General features: G+C 63.8%; 17 protein-coding genes. 11 read left to right on the forward strand and 6 right to left on the reverse strand.

Going from position 1 to position 17,356, the window contains the following annotated elements:
* Positions 1–40: 40 nt before the first annotated feature.
* From ACSQ20_RS16750 to ACSQ20_RS16760, 3 genes are all read right to left on the reverse strand, one after another.
* Entirely contained in the window at positions 41–601 is a 561-nt protein-coding gene (locus ACSQ20_RS16750; RefSeq protein ID WP_436021875.1) for a hypothetical protein, read from the reverse strand.
* A gap of 30 nt (positions 602–631) precedes the next feature.
* Entirely contained in the window at positions 632–1,459 is an 828-nt protein-coding gene (locus ACSQ20_RS16755; RefSeq protein ID WP_436023188.1) for a ferritin-like domain-containing protein, read from the reverse strand.
* Between the two features lie 270 nt (positions 1,460–1,729).
* On the reverse strand, positions 1,730–3,370 hold the full coding sequence (locus ACSQ20_RS16760) for a gamma-glutamyltransferase family protein (protein WP_436021877.1): 1,641 nt from the start codon (positions 3,368–3,370) through the stop codon (positions 1,730–1,732).
* A gap of 100 nt (positions 3,371–3,470) precedes the next feature.
* Here ACSQ20_RS16760 and ACSQ20_RS16765 point away from each other — a divergent pair, with 100 nt between their 5' ends.
* Complete coding sequence (locus tag ACSQ20_RS16765) at positions 3,471–4,280, forward strand: DeoR/GlpR family DNA-binding transcription regulator (protein WP_436021879.1); 810 nt, start codon at positions 3,471–3,473, stop codon at positions 4,278–4,280.
* Between the two features lie 299 nt (positions 4,281–4,579).
* Entirely contained in the window at positions 4,580–4,777 is a 198-nt protein-coding gene (locus tag ACSQ20_RS16770; protein ID WP_436021881.1) for a hypothetical protein, read from the forward strand.
* A gap of 68 nt (positions 4,778–4,845) precedes the next feature.
* Here the strand turns inward: ACSQ20_RS16770 and ACSQ20_RS16775 are convergent, their stop codons facing one another.
* Positions 4,846–5,196 carry a hypothetical protein gene (locus tag ACSQ20_RS16775; RefSeq protein ID WP_436023190.1) on the reverse strand — a complete coding sequence of 117 codons (351 nt, stop codon included), beginning with the start codon at positions 5,194–5,196 and terminating at the stop codon, positions 4,846–4,848.
* A 216-nt stretch (positions 5,197–5,412) separates the two neighbouring features.
* On the opposite strand from ACSQ20_RS16775, the gene glpD reads away from it, so the two are divergent.
* From glpD to ACSQ20_RS16790, 3 genes are all read left to right on the forward strand, one after another.
* Positions 5,413–6,966, forward strand: a complete 1,554-nt coding sequence (gene glpD, locus ACSQ20_RS16780) for a glycerol-3-phosphate dehydrogenase (RefSeq protein WP_436021883.1) — start codon at positions 5,413–5,415, stop codon at positions 6,964–6,966.
* A gap of 236 nt (positions 6,967–7,202) precedes the next feature.
* On the forward strand, positions 7,203–8,702 hold the full coding sequence (glpK, locus tag ACSQ20_RS16785; protein WP_436021885.1) for a glycerol kinase GlpK: 1,500 nt from the start codon (positions 7,203–7,205) through the stop codon (positions 8,700–8,702).
* A gap of 129 nt (positions 8,703–8,831) precedes the next feature.
* Positions 8,832–9,539: an MIP/aquaporin family protein gene (locus ACSQ20_RS16790; protein ID WP_436021887.1), complete on the forward strand. Its 708-nt coding sequence runs from the start codon at positions 8,832–8,834 to the stop codon at positions 9,537–9,539.
* A 108-nt stretch (positions 9,540–9,647) separates the two neighbouring features.
* On the opposite strand, the gene ACSQ20_RS16795 is transcribed toward ACSQ20_RS16790, so the two are convergent.
* Positions 9,648–10,829, reverse strand: a complete 1,182-nt coding sequence (locus tag ACSQ20_RS16795) for an MFS transporter (RefSeq protein WP_436021889.1) — start codon at positions 10,827–10,829, stop codon at positions 9,648–9,650.
* A gap of 107 nt (positions 10,830–10,936) precedes the next feature.
* On the opposite strand from ACSQ20_RS16795, the gene ACSQ20_RS16800 reads away from it, so the two are divergent.
* The 5 genes from ACSQ20_RS16800 to ACSQ20_RS16820 all read left to right on the forward strand — a co-directional run bounded on the left by ACSQ20_RS16800 (position 10,937) and on the right by ACSQ20_RS16820 (position 15,662).
* The gene (locus ACSQ20_RS16800; RefSeq protein ID WP_436021891.1) at positions 10,937–11,926 is read left to right on the forward strand and encodes a LysR family transcriptional regulator; all 990 of its coding nucleotides are present in this window, start codon (positions 10,937–10,939) and stop codon (positions 11,924–11,926) included.
* 105 nt (positions 11,927–12,031) lie between these two features.
* Entirely contained in the window at positions 12,032–13,393 is a 1,362-nt protein-coding gene (gene miaB, locus ACSQ20_RS16805; RefSeq protein ID WP_436021893.1) for a tRNA (N6-isopentenyl adenosine(37)-C2)-methylthiotransferase MiaB, read from the forward strand.
* A gap of 31 nt (positions 13,394–13,424) precedes the next feature.
* A complete protein-coding gene (locus tag ACSQ20_RS16810) occupies positions 13,425–14,468 on the forward strand; it encodes a PhoH family protein (RefSeq protein ID WP_436021895.1) in 1,044 nt (347 codons plus the stop codon).
* Positions 14,468–14,932: an rRNA maturation RNase YbeY gene (gene ybeY / locus ACSQ20_RS16815; RefSeq protein ID WP_436021897.1), complete on the forward strand. Its 465-nt coding sequence runs from the start codon at positions 14,468–14,470 to the stop codon at positions 14,930–14,932. The genes ACSQ20_RS16810 and ybeY overlap by 1 nt, the downstream gene beginning before the upstream one ends.
* A 64-nt stretch (positions 14,933–14,996) precedes the next feature.
* Positions 14,997–15,662, forward strand: a complete 666-nt coding sequence (locus ACSQ20_RS16820) for a gamma-glutamylcyclotransferase (RefSeq protein ID WP_436021899.1) — start codon at positions 14,997–14,999, stop codon at positions 15,660–15,662.
* 13 nt (positions 15,663–15,675) lie between these two features.
* Here ACSQ20_RS16820 and ACSQ20_RS16825 read toward each other — a convergent pair whose 3' ends face one another.
* Positions 15,676–16,266, reverse strand: coding sequence for a DUF4337 domain-containing protein (locus ACSQ20_RS16825; protein ID WP_436021901.1), 591 nt, complete (start codon positions 16,264–16,266; stop codon positions 15,676–15,678).
* A 170-nt stretch (positions 16,267–16,436) separates the two neighbouring features.
* On the opposite strand from ACSQ20_RS16825, the gene ACSQ20_RS16830 reads away from it, so the two are divergent.
* Positions 16,437–17,330 carry an HlyC/CorC family transporter gene (locus ACSQ20_RS16830; RefSeq protein ID WP_436021903.1) on the forward strand — a complete coding sequence of 298 codons (894 nt, stop codon included), beginning with the start codon at positions 16,437–16,439 and terminating at the stop codon, positions 17,328–17,330.
* The last annotated feature ends 26 nt before the right edge of the window (positions 17,331–17,356 follow it).

The raw sequence follows: 17,356 nt of genomic DNA on the forward strand, positions 1-17,356 counted from the left end.
ACTGATTGCCCGTGTCGGGATTTGCCGAAAGCCGCGCGGGCTACGTTCTCGCCAGAACCGCGCGGCGCAGGGACTCGATTTGTCGCTCCCAGCGCTCGAGCACGTCCGCCCTTTGATCATGCGACAGTTCGAAAGCGATGCCGCTCGTCAGTTCCGCGTACGGCACCCGCTGCCGCTCCATTGACTCCACCGACGCCACGAAGCGGGCCAGTCCGCCCTGCTCGCCTTGATCCGCCAGCCCTTCATCGGGCAGCACATCGACATTCAATTGCACTTGATAGAACGCGGCGTCGTGCACGAACGTCAGGACGGCACGCGCACATCGCTTGGCGGCCGCATCGCGCAGCGCCCTCGCCGCGCGGGCCGCGGGCCACAGCACGAACGCCAGCGTGCGTGCATCGGGTACATACAGTTCACCCACGCTCAGCAGCGAGGTCTGCGCGTGGCCGCCGGCACGCGCATCGACGACCACGAGCGACGCGGTAAAGCCCGCTTTGGCGGCAAGCCCCGTGCCGTCGAAGTACGAGACGAGCTCGGCTGGCCACTCCGCGAATAAGCGCGTATCGAGTGCGCGCTTGGAACAAGCCGAATCATCGTTCATGGATGCCTGTACGAGGGTGTGAAGCCTGCTTTAGCGAAAGAACACGTGCTGCGTGATCTTCGCGAGTGGATAGTGCACGCCGGGTTGGATGCGCGCGGGAATGCCGAGCGGCTTGAGCAACATCTTCACGCACATATCGGCTGACAGATTGCGCCGCACGAGTGCGCTGATGCGCGCAGTCCGCTCGCGGTTATAGGCCGTGTCGTGAATACGCTCGGGATAGCGCATGGCAAACACATGGCGCAGCGCGATCTCCGAATCCTCGCTCTTGATTTCCGCCACGCGCCGCATCAGCGCGCCCAATACGGCGAACCGCCCGTTGCCTTCGATCAGGTTGTACTTCTTGAAGTATTTGAAAAAATGCTTGTAGTGACGGACCTCGTCCGTGCGAATGTGATCGGTAATCTCCTTGAGCACGGGCTCGTCAGAACACTCGTTGATCGCGCGATACAACGTAGCCGTGCCCGTTTCGACGACGCATCGCGCCACCATTTCGAGCGCACGCGTTTTCTCGAATTCGTCCACCGAACAGGTTTTTGAATATTCGTCGAAGAAATTGCGAAAGGCCGTGTCCCAATCGAACTCTGGCCAGACGTAATTGATATAGGCCCTGAGCGCGCGGCCGTGTTGCAATTCCTCGGGCTCCCACTCGGTATTGAGCCAAGCGGAGACCTCGGGATCGTCGTCGAAATAAGATGTGAGATTTTTGGTGTAAAGATCCGTGCCGCTTTCGATGAACGACGAAGCGCATAAAAGCAACAACAGGTCTTCATTACCGGCCGCCTGCCGAAGGTCAATCCGAGTGAGATCGATGTCTTCGATGCGCCACGGCATCGGTCGTGGGCAATCCGTATGCATATACATTACGTTGTGCTCCCAAAGCCACATTCCATCCATCGAATAGGGCATTTAGCTTTGTTAAGGCTTATATTCAATCATGTTAGCCGCAGCACGCCAAAGTTGCTCGACACAGACAAGGACCTTATCTTGAGCGCACGGTTCCGCTCGATCCGCACACGGCAACCGTTAGACGATTCATGCGTATTTCGGCAAATTACAAAATGCCCGTAAAACATGCCGCTTTCGCGTCGAGCCCGCATCAACCCGGAGCACACAAAATTGCTGCCATCAAAAGCCGGCGGCCAGACCGTCGCGCCGGCTGTCGCTCGCAGCCGCATAGCCATGCTCGGCATTGTCGCGATCCAGCTTCCAGATGTACTGGCCCGAGCCAAAATCCATATACGGATCGTCAATGGCCTGGATGACATGGCCGCGCGCTTGCAATGCGCGCGCGACCTCCGGCTCGAAAGTTGACTCCAAATCGAGCGAGAAATCGCGATTCACCTTCCAGCGCGGCGCATCGCAGGCCGCCTGCGGCTGCTGGCCGTAGTCGAGCATACGCACGATGGACTGCAGATGGCCCTGCGGTTGCATGTCTCCGCCCATCACGCCGAAGCTCATCACCGGCCATTGCCGAGAGTCAGCGCGTTGCGACACGAACGCCGGGATGATCGTGTGGAACGGACGCTTGCCGCCCGCGACCACATTCGGCGAGCGCGGGTCCATCGAAAAACCGCAGCCGCGATTTTGCAGAGCGATGCCCGTGTCAGGCACAACGATGCCCGAGCCGAAGCCCATATAGTTCGATTGGATAAAACTGACCATCATGCCGCGCTCGTCGGCGGCCGACAGGTAAATCGTGCCGCCGGCTTGCGGCATGCCGAACGAATGTTGGGTCGCCTGGCGCATATCGATAGCAGCCGCGCGCGCATCGAGGTAGGCATCGTCGAGCATTTGCTGCGGCGTCACCTCCATTGCGCGCGGGTCGGCAACGTAGCGATAGACGTCGGCGAACGCGAGCTTCATGGCTTCGATCTGCAGATGCTGCGAATCGACGCCGTCGCGTGCGAGCGCAGCAAGGTCGAAGCGCTCGAGAATGCCGAGCGCGATCAGCGCCGCGATGCCTTGGCCGTTCGGCGGAATTTCATGCACGGTGTAGCCGCGATAATCTTTTGCGATCGGCTCGACCCATTCGGCGCGATATTCACGCAAATCGGCCGCGGTAAGCGCCGCGCCGCCCGTGCGTGCGAACGCGGCAATTTGTTCGGCAAGCTCGCCCTCGTAGAATGCACGCGGGCCCGCCTCGGCGAGCGTGCGCAACGTGCTGGCGTGCGCGGGAAAGCGCACGAGCTCGCTCACGTGCGGCGCGCGCCCATACGGCATGAAGGTTTCGGCGAAACCCGGTTGGCTCGCGAGCTCCGGCACGGCGGCCGCCCATTTTCGCGCGACGATACTCGCGACGGCGTGCCCGCGTTCGGCGATATCGATGGCGGGCGCCATCAGGTCGGCGAACGGCAGCGAGCCGAACCGGGCGTGCAGCGCCTCCCAGCCGGCCACCACGCCGGGGACGGTGACAGTGTCCCAACCGCGCCTGGGTTGGCGTGCCAGGCCTGATGCAGCCTCGCCATGGCGGCGCAAGAAGTAATCGACGCTCCACGCGGCGGGCGCGACGCCCGACGCGTTGAGCCCATGGAGCTTATCGCCGCTCCAGACGAGTGCAAACGCGTCGCCGCCCAACCCGCATGATACGGGCTCGACAACCGTCAACGCGGCGGCCGCGGCAAGCGCCGCATCGAGCGCGTTACCCCCTTGCCAGAGCATGCGCAAACCGGCCTGCGCGGCAAGCGGGTGCGAGGTGGCGACCACATTGCGTGCGAACACAGGCAAGCGCAGCGTGGGGTACGGGTTGTGCCAATCGAAATCGGTCATGTGGTATTCGTGCTGTGCGAAGGTGCGTGCCGGCAAGAAAGCGGGCCTGCGAAAGCCTTACAATACCCGCTCTTTCACCGTCGCGCCCGCCGCTTTCGCCATGACTCGAGACCCTCGCCTCAGCCTGAACGTGCGCCAACAGGCGTTGCTCGAATGGGTCCAGCGCGATGGCTTCGTCACGGTCGAAGATCTCGCCGCGCATTTCGAAGTGACGCCGCAGACTATTCGCCGCGACGTGAACTGGCTTTCCGACATGAACTTGCTGCGCCGCTATCACGGCGGCGCCAGCTTGCCGACCAGTTCGGAAAACGTCTCGTACACGGCGCGCCAACGGATGTTTCACGACGAAAAGCGCCGCATCGCCACGCTGCTCGCCACGCATATCCCCGATCAAGCGTCGCTTTTCATCAACCTCGGCACGACGACCGAAGAGGTCGCGCGTGCGCTGAACCGTCATCGCGGGTTGCGCGTCATCACCAATAATCTGAACGTCGCCAGCATGATGAGCGGCTACCCGGATTGCGAAGTGCTCGTGACGGGCGGCATCGTTCGCCCATGGGACAAGGGCATCGTCGGCGAACTCGCAATCGATTTCATCCGCCAGTTCAAAGTGGACTTCGCGATCATCGGCACGTCCAGCATCGAGCCCGATGGCACACTGCGCGACTTCGACACGCGCGAAGTGCGTGTTGCCGAAGCCATCATCGAACATGCGCGCACGGTCTTTCTGGCAGCGGACCATTCCAAATTCGGCCGCCCGGCCCTCGTGCGTCAAGGGCATCTGAATCAAATCCACGCGATTTTCACCGACGCGCCGCTGCCCGCCGAGATGAGCGAGACGATTGCCGCCTCGGGCACGCAGGTCTATGTCGCGCCACTTAACGCCGCCGCTGCCACTGCGCGTGAATGAGGCCGGCGCGGCTTCGTCTGTCTCGTGCTGCACCGCACGCGAAAGTTGAAGTGAATTCGCGAAACGCGAGCACTCGACGAACCGCTTATGCGCTTGGTAATTGTCAAACAGAAAATTTTCAGGGGAGAGTTTGGATAAAAACGGGCGCTTGACTACACTCCAGTTCCCCGACGCGCTAGTCTGCTGATTCGCCCTATCGGCTTCATGCGTGTTGAGTTACTTCCCGGCTCCCGAAAGTTTGAGCACCCCGGTAGCCGGCGCCGATCGCCGAGGCAATTCGATCGCCCATGGAGAGAACAATGCTGAGTCCGCATGAATTTGCCACGCTTCTGCTCGTGAAGGATGCTCCCAACCAATCCGATATGGACCGGGAAGAACTCGACGCCCTGCTCGAACAACAACTCGTGCAGCTCGAAAATCTCGCCTCAGGTCACCAGGAATGGCGCCTGACCGAATCGGGCGATTCGGCTATCAAGGCGATCAAACGCTTCTCGTAGCTGACGAGCGGCACTTCTCTCCTTAGTTTTTTCGTCCAGCGGCGCAGCGCGGCGCTGGGCCGCCGCGCTTATCCACCACGCAGCGTTGGATCTACAGACGCGCGCCAACTGAGCGCGCGCGCCCGCGCATCGTTCAAAAAATCCGCCCAACCGCTGCCCGCGGTACTTGCAGTACTCGCCGCATGCCGCCGCGCAACCGATGTCTGGAACGCGCAATAATCGGCCTGCGTCAGGCGCCCATGTCGGTATGCGACATACGCATCGAGGTAGGCGGAATAGACCGCAGGCGAATCGGCCCCGTAGTCGGTCACGGTGCCGCATACCTGCTCGAGCGCCGATAGCGGCGGCGCGCCCGCGTCAAGCATGCCCGCGCAGCCGGCGAGCAACACGGCGCTTATCGCCGCGGCACGCCACCTCATTCCTTCACCCATCGCTCACCTCGTCTCGCGCTTCTCGCGTTCCCGTGATGGTAGCGCCCGCGCGCGGCGCCGGCAGCCGCTTTAAGCGAATGTTCGAGTTCGAATCCAAACGCGCCGGCTTTACTTTTTCGAAAATGTTCGATAAATTTCGAATACGAACACGGAAGATTCATTTCATATTCGCCGAGCTCGACAGATCAAAGAGGAGTGACACACGTGACGCAAGGGAGCCGATTCGATCTGCTCGTCGTGGGGGGCGGGATCAACGGGGCGGGCATCGCACGTGATGCGGCGGGGCGCGGCCTGTCCGTGCTGCTCGTCGAACAGGACGATCTCGCGGCGCACACCTCGTCGTCGAGCACCAAGCTGATCCACGGCGGGCTGCGCTATCTCGAATACAAGGAATTCAGGCTCGTGCGCAAAGCGCTGCAGGAGCGTGAGACGCTGCTGCGCGCCGCGCCGCACATCATTTGGCCGCTGCGCTTCGTCATGCCGCATATGCCGAACTTGCGTCCAGCGTGGCTGATCCGCGCCGGGCTGTTCCTGTACGATCACCTCGCCCGACGTGAATTGCTGCCGGGCTCGCACGGTATCGACATGCGCCGTCATCCCGCGGGCGCACCGCTAGTCGATTCGATCGAGCGAGGCTTCGTTTATTCCGACGGCTGGGTCGACGACGCCCGGCTAGTGGTTCTCAATGCGCTCGACGCGGCCGAGCGCGGCGCTACCGTGGCCACGCGCACGAAGCTCGTGAGCGCGGTGCGCAGCGGCGGCGAATGGCAAGCCGAACTCGAGCGAAGCGACGGCTCCCGTGTTTCGGTTCAAGCGCGCTCGCTCGCCAACGCGGCGGGGCCCTGGGTCGGCCAACTGCTGCATGACGCGCTCGGCCGCCCGGCGCGCCATGCGGTGCGGCTCGTCAAAGGCAGCCACATCGTCACGTCACGGCTTTTCGAACACGATCACGCCTACATCTTTCAGAACCCGGATAAGCGAATCATTTTCGCTATTCCCTATGAGCGCGAATTCACGCTGATCGGCACCACGGACGTCGAATACCATGGCGACCCGTCCCACGTTGCCATCGACGAAGACGAGACGCGCTACCTGTGCGAATCGATCAACCGCTATTTCAAGCGCAAGATCGCGCCCGCCGACGTGCGCTGGAGCTACTCGGGCGTGCGGCCGCTGCTCGAAGAAGAAAGCGCCGACAACCCGTCCGCTGTCACCCGCGATTACCAACTCGAACTCGACGCACAACCAGGCGAGGCCCCGCTGCTGTCCGTGTTCGGCGGCAAAATCACGACGTTCCGCAAGCTGGCCGAGGAGGCGCTCGATCTGCTCGATGCCGCCCTCGGCCGCCAAGCGCATGCATGGACCGCGCAGGTGCCGCTGCCGGGCGGCGACATCGCCGGCGCCCGGTTCGAGCCGTTCGCGGCGCGTTTCGCGGGCGAACATCCGTGGCTGCCTGCCGAACTCGCGCGCCGCTACGCGCGCGCCTATGGCACGCGGGCAACGCGCGTGATCGGCGGCGCTCGCTCGCTGGCCGAACTCGGACCGACGCTGGCGCCGGGGCTTTACGAGCAGGAGTTGCGCTACCTGTGCGAGACCGAGTGGGCGCGTTCGTCCGATGACGTCCTCTGGCGCCGCTCCAAGCTCGGCCTGCATCTCGCGCCCGATGCGCTCGCGTCGGCAAGCGCGGCGATCGATGCATGGTTCGCCCGCGCGCCCGCGCACATCGTGCAGCGCGCGACGTCGGTGCTGCCGGGTTGATGTCACAGGCCGCTTATCGAGCGGCACAGCGCAACGATCAAAGATCAAACCATAAACGGCCAACCGGGGAATCGGGTCCGCACTCGTGCGGCTTATGCGGCTTAATGTGCCTTAAGTCTTGAGCACCTTGAGCGGCCCAGGCGGTAGCGGCACAAATGCATTGCACAGCAGGAAGCGCTGCGCGAAGCCACGCGCGGCAAACAAGACAACACGTGACAAAACATGGAGAAGAGACAATGCAGGATCAATACGTTCTAGCACTCGATCAAGGCACCACCAGTTCGCGCGCCATGCTCTTTGATCGCACAGGCAACGTCGTCTCGGTCGCGCAAAAGGAATTCAGCCAGATCTACCCGCGGCCGGGCTGGGTCGAACACGATCCGCAGGAAATCTGGTCGACGCAGGCCGGCGTCGCCGCCGAAGCCGTCACGCGGGCCGGCGTGAACGGCACGTCGATCGCGGCGATCGGCATTACGAATCAGCGCGAGACGACAATCGTCTGGGATCGCGAAACCGGGCAGCCGATCTACAACGCCATCGTCTGGCAAGACCGCCGCACGGCCGAATTGTGCGACACGCTCAAGGCGCAGGGCCTCGAAGCAACCGTGCGCGCGAAGACGGGCCTGCCGATCGATGCCTACTTCTCGGCAACCAAGATTCGCTGGATTCTCGACAACGTCGAAGGCGCGCGCGAAAAAGCGCGGCAAGGCAAGCTTGCGTTCGGCACGGTCGACAGTTGGCTCGTCTGGAACTTCACGAAGCAGGCGCTGCACATCACCGATGTGACGAATGCGTCGCGCACGATGCTGTTCAATATCCATACGCTGCAATGGGACATCGACCTGCTCGAAGCGCTCGACATTCCGCGCAACATGCTGCCCGAGGTGCGCGCGTCGTCGGAGGTCTATGGGTCGACCGTCACGACCGTGTTCGCATCGAAGATTCCGCTCGCCGGTATCGCCGGCGATCAGCACGCGGCCCTCTTCGGCCAGATGTGCACGAACTCGGGCATGGTCAAGAACACTTACGGCACGGGCTGCTTTCTCGTCATGAACACCGGCGAAAAGCCGATCGAGTCGCGCAATAACCTGGTAACGACGCTCGCCTGGAAAATCGGCGACAAGGTCAACTACGCGCTCGAAGGCAGCATCTTCATCGGCGGCGCGCTCGTGCAGTGGTTGCGCGATGGGCTCGGCATCATCAAGCACGCGGCCGAAATCGAAACGCTCGCGGCGAGCGTGCCGCATTGCGACGGCGTCTATGTCGTGCCGGCCTTCGCGGGGCTCGGCGCGCCGCACTGGAACCCGCGGGCGCGCGGCACCGTCTTCGGCCTCACGCGCGGAACCACCCATGCGCACCTCGCGCGGGCCGCGCTCGATTCGATCGCCTATCAATCCGTCGACGTGCTCAAGGCAATGGAAGCCGACTCGGGCATGCGCATCGGCGAGCTGCGCGTGGACGGCGGCGCCTGCGCCAACAACCTGCTCATGCAGTTTCAGGCTGACGTGCTCGGCGTCGCGGCCGTGCGCCCGCGCATCAGCGAGACGACGGCGCTCGGGGCCGCCTATCTCGCGGGGCTCGCGGTCGGCTACTGGAGCGACATCGGCGAACTCGAGCGCCAATGGCAGCTCGATCGGCGCTTTACGCCTGCCATGCCGCAACACGATGTCGATGCGTGCCTGGCCGGCTGGCAACGCGCCGTGACGGCAGCCATTGCCTGGGCCGACGCCGGCTGAACGAAGGCGTAGCAACGGCCCCGCACACTGCGCGCCGCACCCGGAACGCTTCCCCGTTGCTCCTTCCAACGCGGACGGCCTAAACGCCGGCCCGCGCGTGGTCGAACTGATGCCATTGTGGAGACAATCATGTCGCCTCTTATCGCGGAATTCCTCGGCACAGCTTTGCTCGTGCTGCTCGGCAACGGCGCCGTTGCCAACGTGCTGCTCGCGCGCACGAAAGGCAAAGGCGCCGACCTGATCGTCATCGTCTGGGGCTGGGCGATGGCCGTGTTCGTCGCCGTCTATGTCACCGCGTCGTTCAGCGGCGCGCATCTGAACCCCGTCGTCACGCTCAGCCTGGCGCTTGCGGGCAAGTTCGCCTGGAGCAAGGTCGCGGGCTACGTCGCCGCGCAAATGCTGGGCGGCATGGCGGGCGCTTTTCTGGTCTGGCTCGCCTACCGCCAGCATTTTTCGAAGACCGACGACGCGGACACCAAGCTAGCCTGCTTTTGCACCGCACCGGCCATCCGCAGCGTGCCGCACAACGTGCTGACGGAAATGATCTGCACCTTCGTGCTGATCCTTGGCGTGCTCTATCTGGCTTCACCGCAAGTGGGGCTCGGTGCGCTCGATGCGCTGCCGGTCGGCTTGCTCGTGCTCGGCATCGGCATCTCGTTGGGCGGGCCGACCGGCTACGCGATGAGCCCGGCCCGCGATCTTGCGCCGCGCCTGATGCACGCGCTGTTGCCAATCCCGGGCAAGCGCAACAGCGACTGGCGCTACGCCTGGATTCCGGTATGCGGGCCGCTCGCGGGCGGTGCAATGGCGTCGTTCGTTTATATGCACGCGCACTAAAAGGCATTCCACCGGGGCGACATCTCGCCCCCGCACGCGCCTAAAAGGCGATGCGCGACAGGGCCAAGCGCTTGCTGCATCCCGGATACGCTTGGCCGAGCGCAACGCTCAGCAGGCGCCTTCGGCCGCACCGCGCGGCTGCCCGCCGCGCCGCACGTCGAGACGTGCAGCCACGTAAGTCAGTGCAAGCGCCGCGAGCGTCACCATCGCGGCAACCCACGGCAGCGTGTCGAGTGCGAACCCGTGCGACAGCGCGAGCCCGCCAAGCCACGCGCCACCCGCGTTGCCCACGTTGAACGCACCGATGTTGAGTGTCGATGCCAGATGCGGCGCATGGCTCGCCTTCTGCACGACACGCATCTGCAACGGCGGCACGGTCGCAAACGCGGCGACGCCCCAAACGAAAACGGTGACGGCCGCGAGCACCGGTGAGTGGCTCGTCTTTGCGAACACCGCCATGACGAGCGCGAGCGCCACGAGAATACCCATCAGCGACGGCATCAACGCACGATCGGCAAGCTTGCCGCCCACGACGTTGCCCAACGTGAGACCGGCGCCGAACAGCACGAGAATCAGCGTCACGGCATGCGGCGAAAAGCCGGTCACTTCTTCCAGCAACGGCGCAATGTAAGTGAAAACGACGAATACGCCCCCGAAGCCCAGCACCGTCATCGCGAGCGCGAGCCAGACTTGCGGCTCCCTGAGCACGCGCACCTCGCGCGCGAGCCCGACGGGCTTGACATCGCGACGATCCGGCACGAGCGCGGCGATACCGGCCAGCGCCGCCACGCCGAGGCCGGCCACAATCCAAAACGACGTCCGCCAGCCGAAGTTCTGCCCGACGAACGTGCCGAACGGCACACCGAGCACATTGGCGAGCGTCAGCCCGACGAACATCAACGCGATGGCGCTCGCCTGCTTCTCGCGCGGCACCAGCGATGCCGCGACGACGGCACCGATACCGAAGAACGACCCATGAGCAAATGATGTAACGACACGCGCAATCATCAGCATGCGGTAATCGCCCGCCATCGCACACAGCGCGTTGCCGACGATAAACACACCCATGAGCCCTTGCAACGCGGCTTTTCCGGGCAGCTTGCTAGTGAGGACGGCCAGCAACGGCGCGCCCACGGCGACGCCGAGCGCGTAGCCGGAGACCAGCAGGCCGGCGGACGGAATGGACACGGCCAAGTCGCGCGCGACCTCGGGCAACAGGCCCATGATGACGAACTCGGTCGTGCCGATGGCAAAGGCGCTCAACGCGAGCGCGAGCAACGGGATAGGCATGGCGATTCACAGGGAGAAGTAATAGGAACGCCGTATTGTCGGAACCATTCAGCGATTTGATAATTGGTCTATTGTTTGAATGATTTTCAACTGAAATTGAAGAATCGATGGACCGACTAGGCGATATCCGGCTTTTTGTGGAGGCGGCGCACGCGGGCAGTATTTCGGCGGCGGGGCGCCGGCTCGGCCTGACGCCAGCCGCCGCGAGCGCCCGGCTTGCCAAGCTGGAGGCCGCGCTTGCCACGCGCTTGTTCGAACGCACGACGCGCCAATTGCGCCTGACCGACGAAGGGCGGCTCTATTTGCGCCACGCCACGCAGGCGCTGCAGGCGCTCGACGACGCGCAAACCGCACTACAGGCCGGGCGCAACGTCGTCAGCGGCAAGATACGCATTGCAACGACCTCCGATTTCGGCCGGAATCTGCTGATAGGCTGGCTCGACGAATTCAACGCGCGCCACCCTGACGTGACGTTCGCCCTTTCGCTGGCCGATTCGGTGTCGAACCTGCTTCAAGACGATATCGACATCGCGATCCGCTTCGGCACGCCGCGCGAGGACAGCTCGCTCGTGGCGCGACGGCTGGCGTCGAACCGGCGGGTGCTCGTCGCCTCGCCCGAGTACCTCGCGCGGCGCGGCTCGCCCGCCACGCCCGCCGACCTGGCGCGTTTCGACTGCCTCGTGTTGACGATTGCCTCCGGCCCGCTCAACGAATGGCGATTCGTGCGCGGCGCGCAAACGCGCACCTATACCGTGCCGCTCGAGTCGTCGCGCGAGACGAACGACGGCGCCGTGACGCGCGTGTGGGCACTCGACGGCTACGGCATCGTGCTGAAGTCGCTTTGGGACATCGACGCCGACCTGCGCGCGGGCCGGCTGCAAGTCGTGCTGCCCGAGTGGCGCTACGCCGCCGACTCGCCGATTACCGCGCTCTTTCATCGCAACCGTTATCGCCCGCCGCGCGTGGGCGCGCTGCTCGCGTTCCTGATCGAGCAATTCGAGCGCACCGAAAGGAACTGGGCCGACCTGCCGACGATCGGAACGGGCGCGGGAGCAGCCGCAGCGCCCGCCGGAGCCGGTAGCCCCGAGGGGCTATAATTCCCGGTTATGCGGATTGCGCCCGCCCTAGTCGACCGCGTCCGCGCCCTTATTCCTTCACTCTTTTTAACGCCCCCAGGTCAACCACTGCGAACGGCGAACTTCATGACCAAGAAAGTGTATGTAAAGACGTTCGGCTGCCAGATGAACGAGTACGACTCCGACAAGATGGTCGATGTGCTCGGACAAGCCGAAGGTCTCGTCAAAACGGACAACCCCAACGACGCCGACGTCATCCTTTTCAACACCTGCTCGGTGCGCGAAAAAGCACAGGAGAAAGTGTTCTCCGATCTCGGTCGCGTACGCGAGCTCAAGCAAGCGCGGCCTGACGTGCTGATCGGCGTCGGCGGCTGTGTCGCGAGCCAGGAGGGCGCATCGATTATCGCGCGCGCGCCTTATGTCGATCTGGTATTCGGGCCGCAAACGCTGCATCGCCTGCCGCAGATGATCGATGCACGCCGCGCGAGCGGCCGCCCGCAGGTCGACATCTCGTTTCCGGAAATCGAGAAATTCGATCACTTGCCGCCTGCGCGCGTCGAAGGGCCGAGCGCGTTCGTTTCGATCATGGAAGGCTGCAGCAAGTACTGCAGCTACTGCGTCGTGCCCTATACGCGCGGCGACGAAGTGTCGCGCCCGCTCGACGACGTCCTGACTGAAATCGCCGGCTTGGCCGACCAGGGCGTGCGCGAAGTGACGCTGCTCGGCCAAAACGTGAACGCTTACCGCGGCCCGCTGACGTCGGGCGCCGCCGAGATCGCCGATTTCGCGACGCTGATCGAATATGTGGCCGACGTGCCGGGCATCGAGCGCATCCGCTATACCACTTCGCATCCGAAGGAATTCACGCAGCGCCTGATCGATACCTACGCCAAGGTCGACAAGCTCGTCTCGCACCTGCATCTGCCGGTGCAGCACGGCTCGGACCGCATCCTGATGGCCATGAAGCGCGGCTATACAGTGCTCGAATATAAATCGGTCATTCGCCGCCTGCGCGCGATCCGGCCGGACTTGTCGCTATCGACCGACATCATCGTCGGCTTTCCCGGCGAAACCGAAGACGACTTCGCCAAGACGATGGCACTCGTCGACGAAATGCAATACGACACGAGTTTCTCGTTCATTTACAGCCCACGTCCCGGCACGCCGGCGGCAAACCTGCACGACGACACCCCGCGCGAGGTCAAGCTCGAACGTCTGCAGCACCTGCAAGCGACGATCGAAGCCAATGTCGTGCGCATCAGCGAGGCGATGGTCGGCAACATCGAGCGGATTCTCGTCGAAGGGCCTTCGCGCAAGGACCCGACCGAGCTCGCGGGCCGCACCGGCAACAACCGTGTCGTGAACTTTCCGGCGCCTGTCGCGGCCCACGCTCGGCTGATCGGCCAGATGATCGACGTACGCATCAACCACGCTTATCCGCATTCGCTGCGTGGCGAGCTCGTGCTCGCCGACGCGACGGCGCACTGAGCTTTCACTCCGACTGGGACCGCCATTGGCCTTGAAGACTGCCCAACCGCTGGAATTCACCGCGCCGCGCGACGACAACGCACGCCTTGCCAACCTGTGTGGCCCCGTCGACGAGAACTTGCGCCAAATCGAGCAAGCGCTCGACGTCACGCTGCAGCGGCGCGGCAATCGCATCGCGATTCGCGGGCGCGGCGCCAAACTCGCACTCGGTGCGCTCGAAACGTTTTACAACCGGGCAGGCGAGCCGCTTTCGGTGGATGACATCCAACTCGCGCTCGTCGAAGCGCGTCATGCCGGCGGCGAGCGACGCGAAACGGCCATGCGCTACGACCCCGATCACCCGTTCGACGAACCCGCGGGCCTCGACGAGGAAGACGCGGAAGAACTCGGCCCGAAGCTCTATACGCGCCGCGCGGATTTACGCGGGCGCACGCCGGCGCAGCGCGACTACCTCAAGCAAATCGTCTCGCACGACGTGACGTTCGGCGTCGGGCCAGCCGGCACGGGTAAGACCTATCTGGCCGTGGCCTGCGCCGTCGATGCGCTGGAGCGCGATCAGGTCAAGCGGATCGTGCTGACGCGGCCGGCCGTCGAAGCCGGCGAGCGGCTCGGCTTCCTGCCGGGGGACCTCGCCCAGAAAGTCGACCCTTACCTGCGCCCGCTTTACGACGCGCTCTACGATCTGCTCGGCTTCGACAAGACGGCCAAAATGTTCGAGCGGCAGATGATCGAAATCGCTCCGCTTGCGTACATGCGCGGGCGCACGCTGAACCACGCGTTCATCATCCTCGACGAGGCGCAAAACACCACGCCCGAGCAGATGAAGATGTTCCTCACGCGCATCGGTTTCGGATCGAAAGCGGTGGTGACCGGCGATACGACGCAGGTCGATTTGCCGCGCGGCGCGAAAAGCGGCTTGATCGAAGCGCAGCAGGTGCTGGCGAATGTGCGCGGCATCGCGCTCACCCGCTTTACGAGTGCCGACGTGGTGCGTCATCCGCTGGTGGCCCGCATCGTCGAAGCGTACGACGCGCACACGAACAACCAGGACGCTCGCCCGTCCGACAGCCGCTGATGCCGGCAGCCCGCCTGACACTGACGCTGCAATTTCCGGCAGCCAAGGCTCATCCAGACCACAAGGCGCTGCTCACGCGCGCGCGCGTCACCCGCTGGGTCAAGGCGGCGCTGTTCGCCGATGGTGCGCTGACACTGCGTTTCGTCGATGCCGACGAGGGCCGCCTGCTCAACCGCACCTATCGTGGCAAAGACTACGCGACGAACGTGCTGACGTTCGCTTACAGCGAGTCGCCCGACGAACCGGTCACGGGCGACATCGTCGTCTGTTGCCCCGTGATCGAGCGCGAAGCGGCCGAACAAGGCAAGCTGCTCGAAGCCCATTACGCGCACATGATCGTGCACGGCACGCTGCACGCGCAGGGTTACGATCACGAGGATGAAGACGAAGCGCGGGAAATGGAAGCGATCGAAACCGAGGTCCTCGGTGCGCTCGGCTACGCAGCCCCCTATCTCGAGCGCTGAAAGCGTCCCGCTGACAACGTCCTTTTTTCCTCTCGCTCTCTTTTCATCGCGCTGCGCCGCCACCATGTCCTTCGCCGCCCGCCCCGATCCCGACGACGATACGCCGCCTTCATGCGACGGTTACCCGCCTGCGCTCGGCGAAGCGCGCCTGCTTTCCGACGAAGAACTGGCCGCCTCGCTCGCCCGCACGCTTAGCGCTTGGGACGGCACCAGCGATCTTTGGCTATTCGGCTATGGCTCGCTGATCTGGAACCCTGGCATGCCAGCTGCGGAAACGATTCGCGGGCGGGTGCGCGGGTATCACCGCGGGCTTTATCTGTGGTCACGCGTGAACCGCGGCACGCCCGAGGAGCCGGGCCTCGTGCTGGCGCTCGATCGCGGCGGCTCGTGTACCGGCATTGCGTTTCGCCTCGATGGCGCGAGTGCGATGCCGCATCTGCGCGCGCTGTGGCAACGCGAGATGATGATGGGCTCGTATCGGCCGGCCTGGCTGCCGTGCGCGCTCGCCGATGGGCGCAGCGTCGACGCGCTCGCGTTCGTCATGCGCCGCGACGTGCCGACCTACACCGGCAAGCTGCCCGATTCGATCGTGAAAACCGTCTTCGGCTGCGCGCGCGGCCGCTATGGCACGACGCTCGAGTATGTGAGCCGCACCGTCGACGCGTTGCGCGAAAGCGGGATGCCGGACCGCGCGCTGGAAGCGTTGCTCAAACGCTGCCTCGACGAATAGCGCCCGAGCGCACTCAAACACCCATTACAGCGGCCACGCCGACGAGCGCACCCGCGCCCGCCACCGCAAACGCGCCAGCCAACAGCCAGCGGCGGCGCGTCAGCAGCGTAATCGCGGCGAGCGAGATGGCCACTTGCGTGAGCGTCGTCGCCTGCGCCCAACGGTGGTGCAAATGCAGTTGCCGCTCGCTGGCCGCATCGGCTTCGAGCACACCTTTTTCGAGCGTTTCGGCGTGTTCGCGAATGGCGGTCTTCTGTTGCGCGTATTTCGCGACATCGGCCGCGAATTTCGCGCTGACCTTCGCATCCGCCGGGCTCAGCGCGGCACCAAGCTCGGCGAGGTTCTGCTTTTCGCCCTTGGCCTGGTAGTAACTCCATTGGTTAGCAGCTTCCGTCTTTCGAATGGCCGCCTCATTCTTGTAAAAAAGCGCGAGCCCCTCGGTGGACCCACCCTGATACGAAAAGACCGCACCGATCGTCGCCAGGATCGCGGTCATCACGGCGACGCGTCCGGCGAACGGGTCCAGCGCCGGCTGATGATGACCGTGCGCCACATGTTCGACGGCTTCCTCGTGCGGCCCGCGGACTTCGAATTCTTCCGACATAATTTCTTCGTGTAAAAAGGTAGAAAATCGATGCAGTTACAGCGCGCCCATCTCAAAAAAAGGCGTCGCGTGGCGCGACTGTAATGGAGCTGGCGCGTAGGGGCATCACGTCGCTAGTGTATCCTTGACTTTCCGTTTACCACGCGCCCGGCCGTCGCGGGCGCATCGCCATGAACGACTCCTATCCCAGTCGCCGACATCCCGACAAGCCGCACGAAAAACGCTCGCTGCTCGAGCGATTGACTGACTTCATCTCGCCTGAACCTGACACGCGCGCCGAGTTGCTCGACATCCTCCAGGACGCTCACGAACGCAATCTGATCGACGCCGATTCCCTGTCGATGATCGAAGGCGTTTTCCAGGTCTCCGACCTCTGCGCACGCGACATCATGATTCCGCGCGCACAAATGGATGCGATCAACATCGCCGAGCCCCCCGAGCAGTTCATTCCAACCGTACTGGAAAAGGCTCACTCGCGCTATCCGGTGTTTGAGGGTAATCGGGACAACGTGATCGGCGTGCTGCTCGCGAAGGATTTACTGCGCTATTACGCCGAAGAGGAGTTCGACGTGCGCGGCATGCTGCGGCCGGCCGTGTTCATTCCCGAGGCAAAGCGTCTGAACGTGCTGCTGAACGACTTTCGGGTGAACCACAATCATCTCGCGATCGTCGTCGACGAGTACGGCGGCGTGGCGGGGCTCATCACGATCGAAGACGTGCTCGAGCAGATCGTCGGCGACATCGAAGACGAGTTCGACTTCGACGAGGAAAGCGGCAACATCATCGCGTCGCCGGACGGACGCTACCGGGTCCGGGCGCTCACCGAGATCGCGCAATTCAACGAGACGTTCGGCACCGCGTTCCCCGATGACGAAGTCGATACGATCGGCGGGCTCGTCACGCATCACTTCGGGCGCGTGCCGCATCGCGGTGAGCATGTACGCATCGACGATCTGATATTCGAGATCCTGCGCGGCGATGCGCGCCAGATTCACGTGCTGCTCGTGCGCCGCGATCCGCTCGCCGGGCAGCGCGAACGCGAAGCGCTGCACATTCAGACTTGAGCGCGTTACATCGGCTGCTGGTAGCA

The organism is Trinickia sp. LjRoot230 (assembly GCF_964253315.1).
Taxonomy (GTDB): Bacteria; Pseudomonadota; Gammaproteobacteria; order Burkholderiales; family Burkholderiaceae; genus Trinickia.

Coding starts and splice junctions, on each gene's coding strand:
- ACSQ20_RS16765 (WP_436021879.1), top strand. CDS start 3,471: ATGACTCGAGACCCTCGCCTCAGCCTGAACGTGCGCCAACAGGCGTTG.
- ybeY (WP_436021897.1), top strand. CDS start 14,468: ATGCCGGCAGCCCGCCTGACACTGACGCTGCAATTTCCGGCAGCCAAG.
- glpK (WP_436021885.1), top strand. CDS start 7,203: ATGCAGGATCAATACGTTCTAGCACTCGATCAAGGCACCACCAGTTCG.
- ACSQ20_RS16760 (WP_436021877.1), bottom strand. CDS start 3,370: ATGACCGATTTCGATTGGCACAACCCGTACCCCACGCTGCGCTTGCCT.
- ACSQ20_RS16775 (WP_436023190.1), bottom strand. CDS start 5,196: ATGAGGTGGCGTGCCGCGGCGATAAGCGCCGTGTTGCTCGCCGGCTGC.
- ACSQ20_RS16790 (WP_436021887.1), top strand. CDS start 8,832: ATGTCGCCTCTTATCGCGGAATTCCTCGGCACAGCTTTGCTCGTGCTG.
- ACSQ20_RS16770 (WP_436021881.1), top strand. CDS start 4,580: ATGCTGAGTCCGCATGAATTTGCCACGCTTCTGCTCGTGAAGGATGCT.
- ACSQ20_RS16820 (WP_436021899.1), top strand. CDS start 14,997: ATGTCCTTCGCCGCCCGCCCCGATCCCGACGACGATACGCCGCCTTCA.
- ACSQ20_RS16800 (WP_436021891.1), top strand. CDS start 10,937: ATGGACCGACTAGGCGATATCCGGCTTTTTGTGGAGGCGGCGCACGCG.
- miaB (WP_436021893.1), top strand. CDS start 12,032: ATGACCAAGAAAGTGTATGTAAAGACGTTCGGCTGCCAGATGAACGAG.
- ACSQ20_RS16795 (WP_436021889.1), bottom strand. CDS start 10,829: ATGCCTATCCCGTTGCTCGCGCTCGCGTTGAGCGCCTTTGCCATCGGC.
- ACSQ20_RS16830 (WP_436021903.1), top strand. CDS start 16,437: ATGAACGACTCCTATCCCAGTCGCCGACATCCCGACAAGCCGCACGAA.
- ACSQ20_RS16825 (WP_436021901.1), bottom strand. CDS start 16,266: ATGTCGGAAGAATTCGAAGTCCGCGGGCCGCACGAGGAAGCCGTCGAA.
- ACSQ20_RS16755 (WP_436023188.1), bottom strand. CDS start 1,459: ATGCATACGGATTGCCCACGACCGATGCCGTGGCGCATCGAAGACATC.
- ACSQ20_RS16750 (WP_436021875.1), bottom strand. CDS start 601: ATGAACGATGATTCGGCTTGTTCCAAGCGCGCACTCGATACGCGCTTA.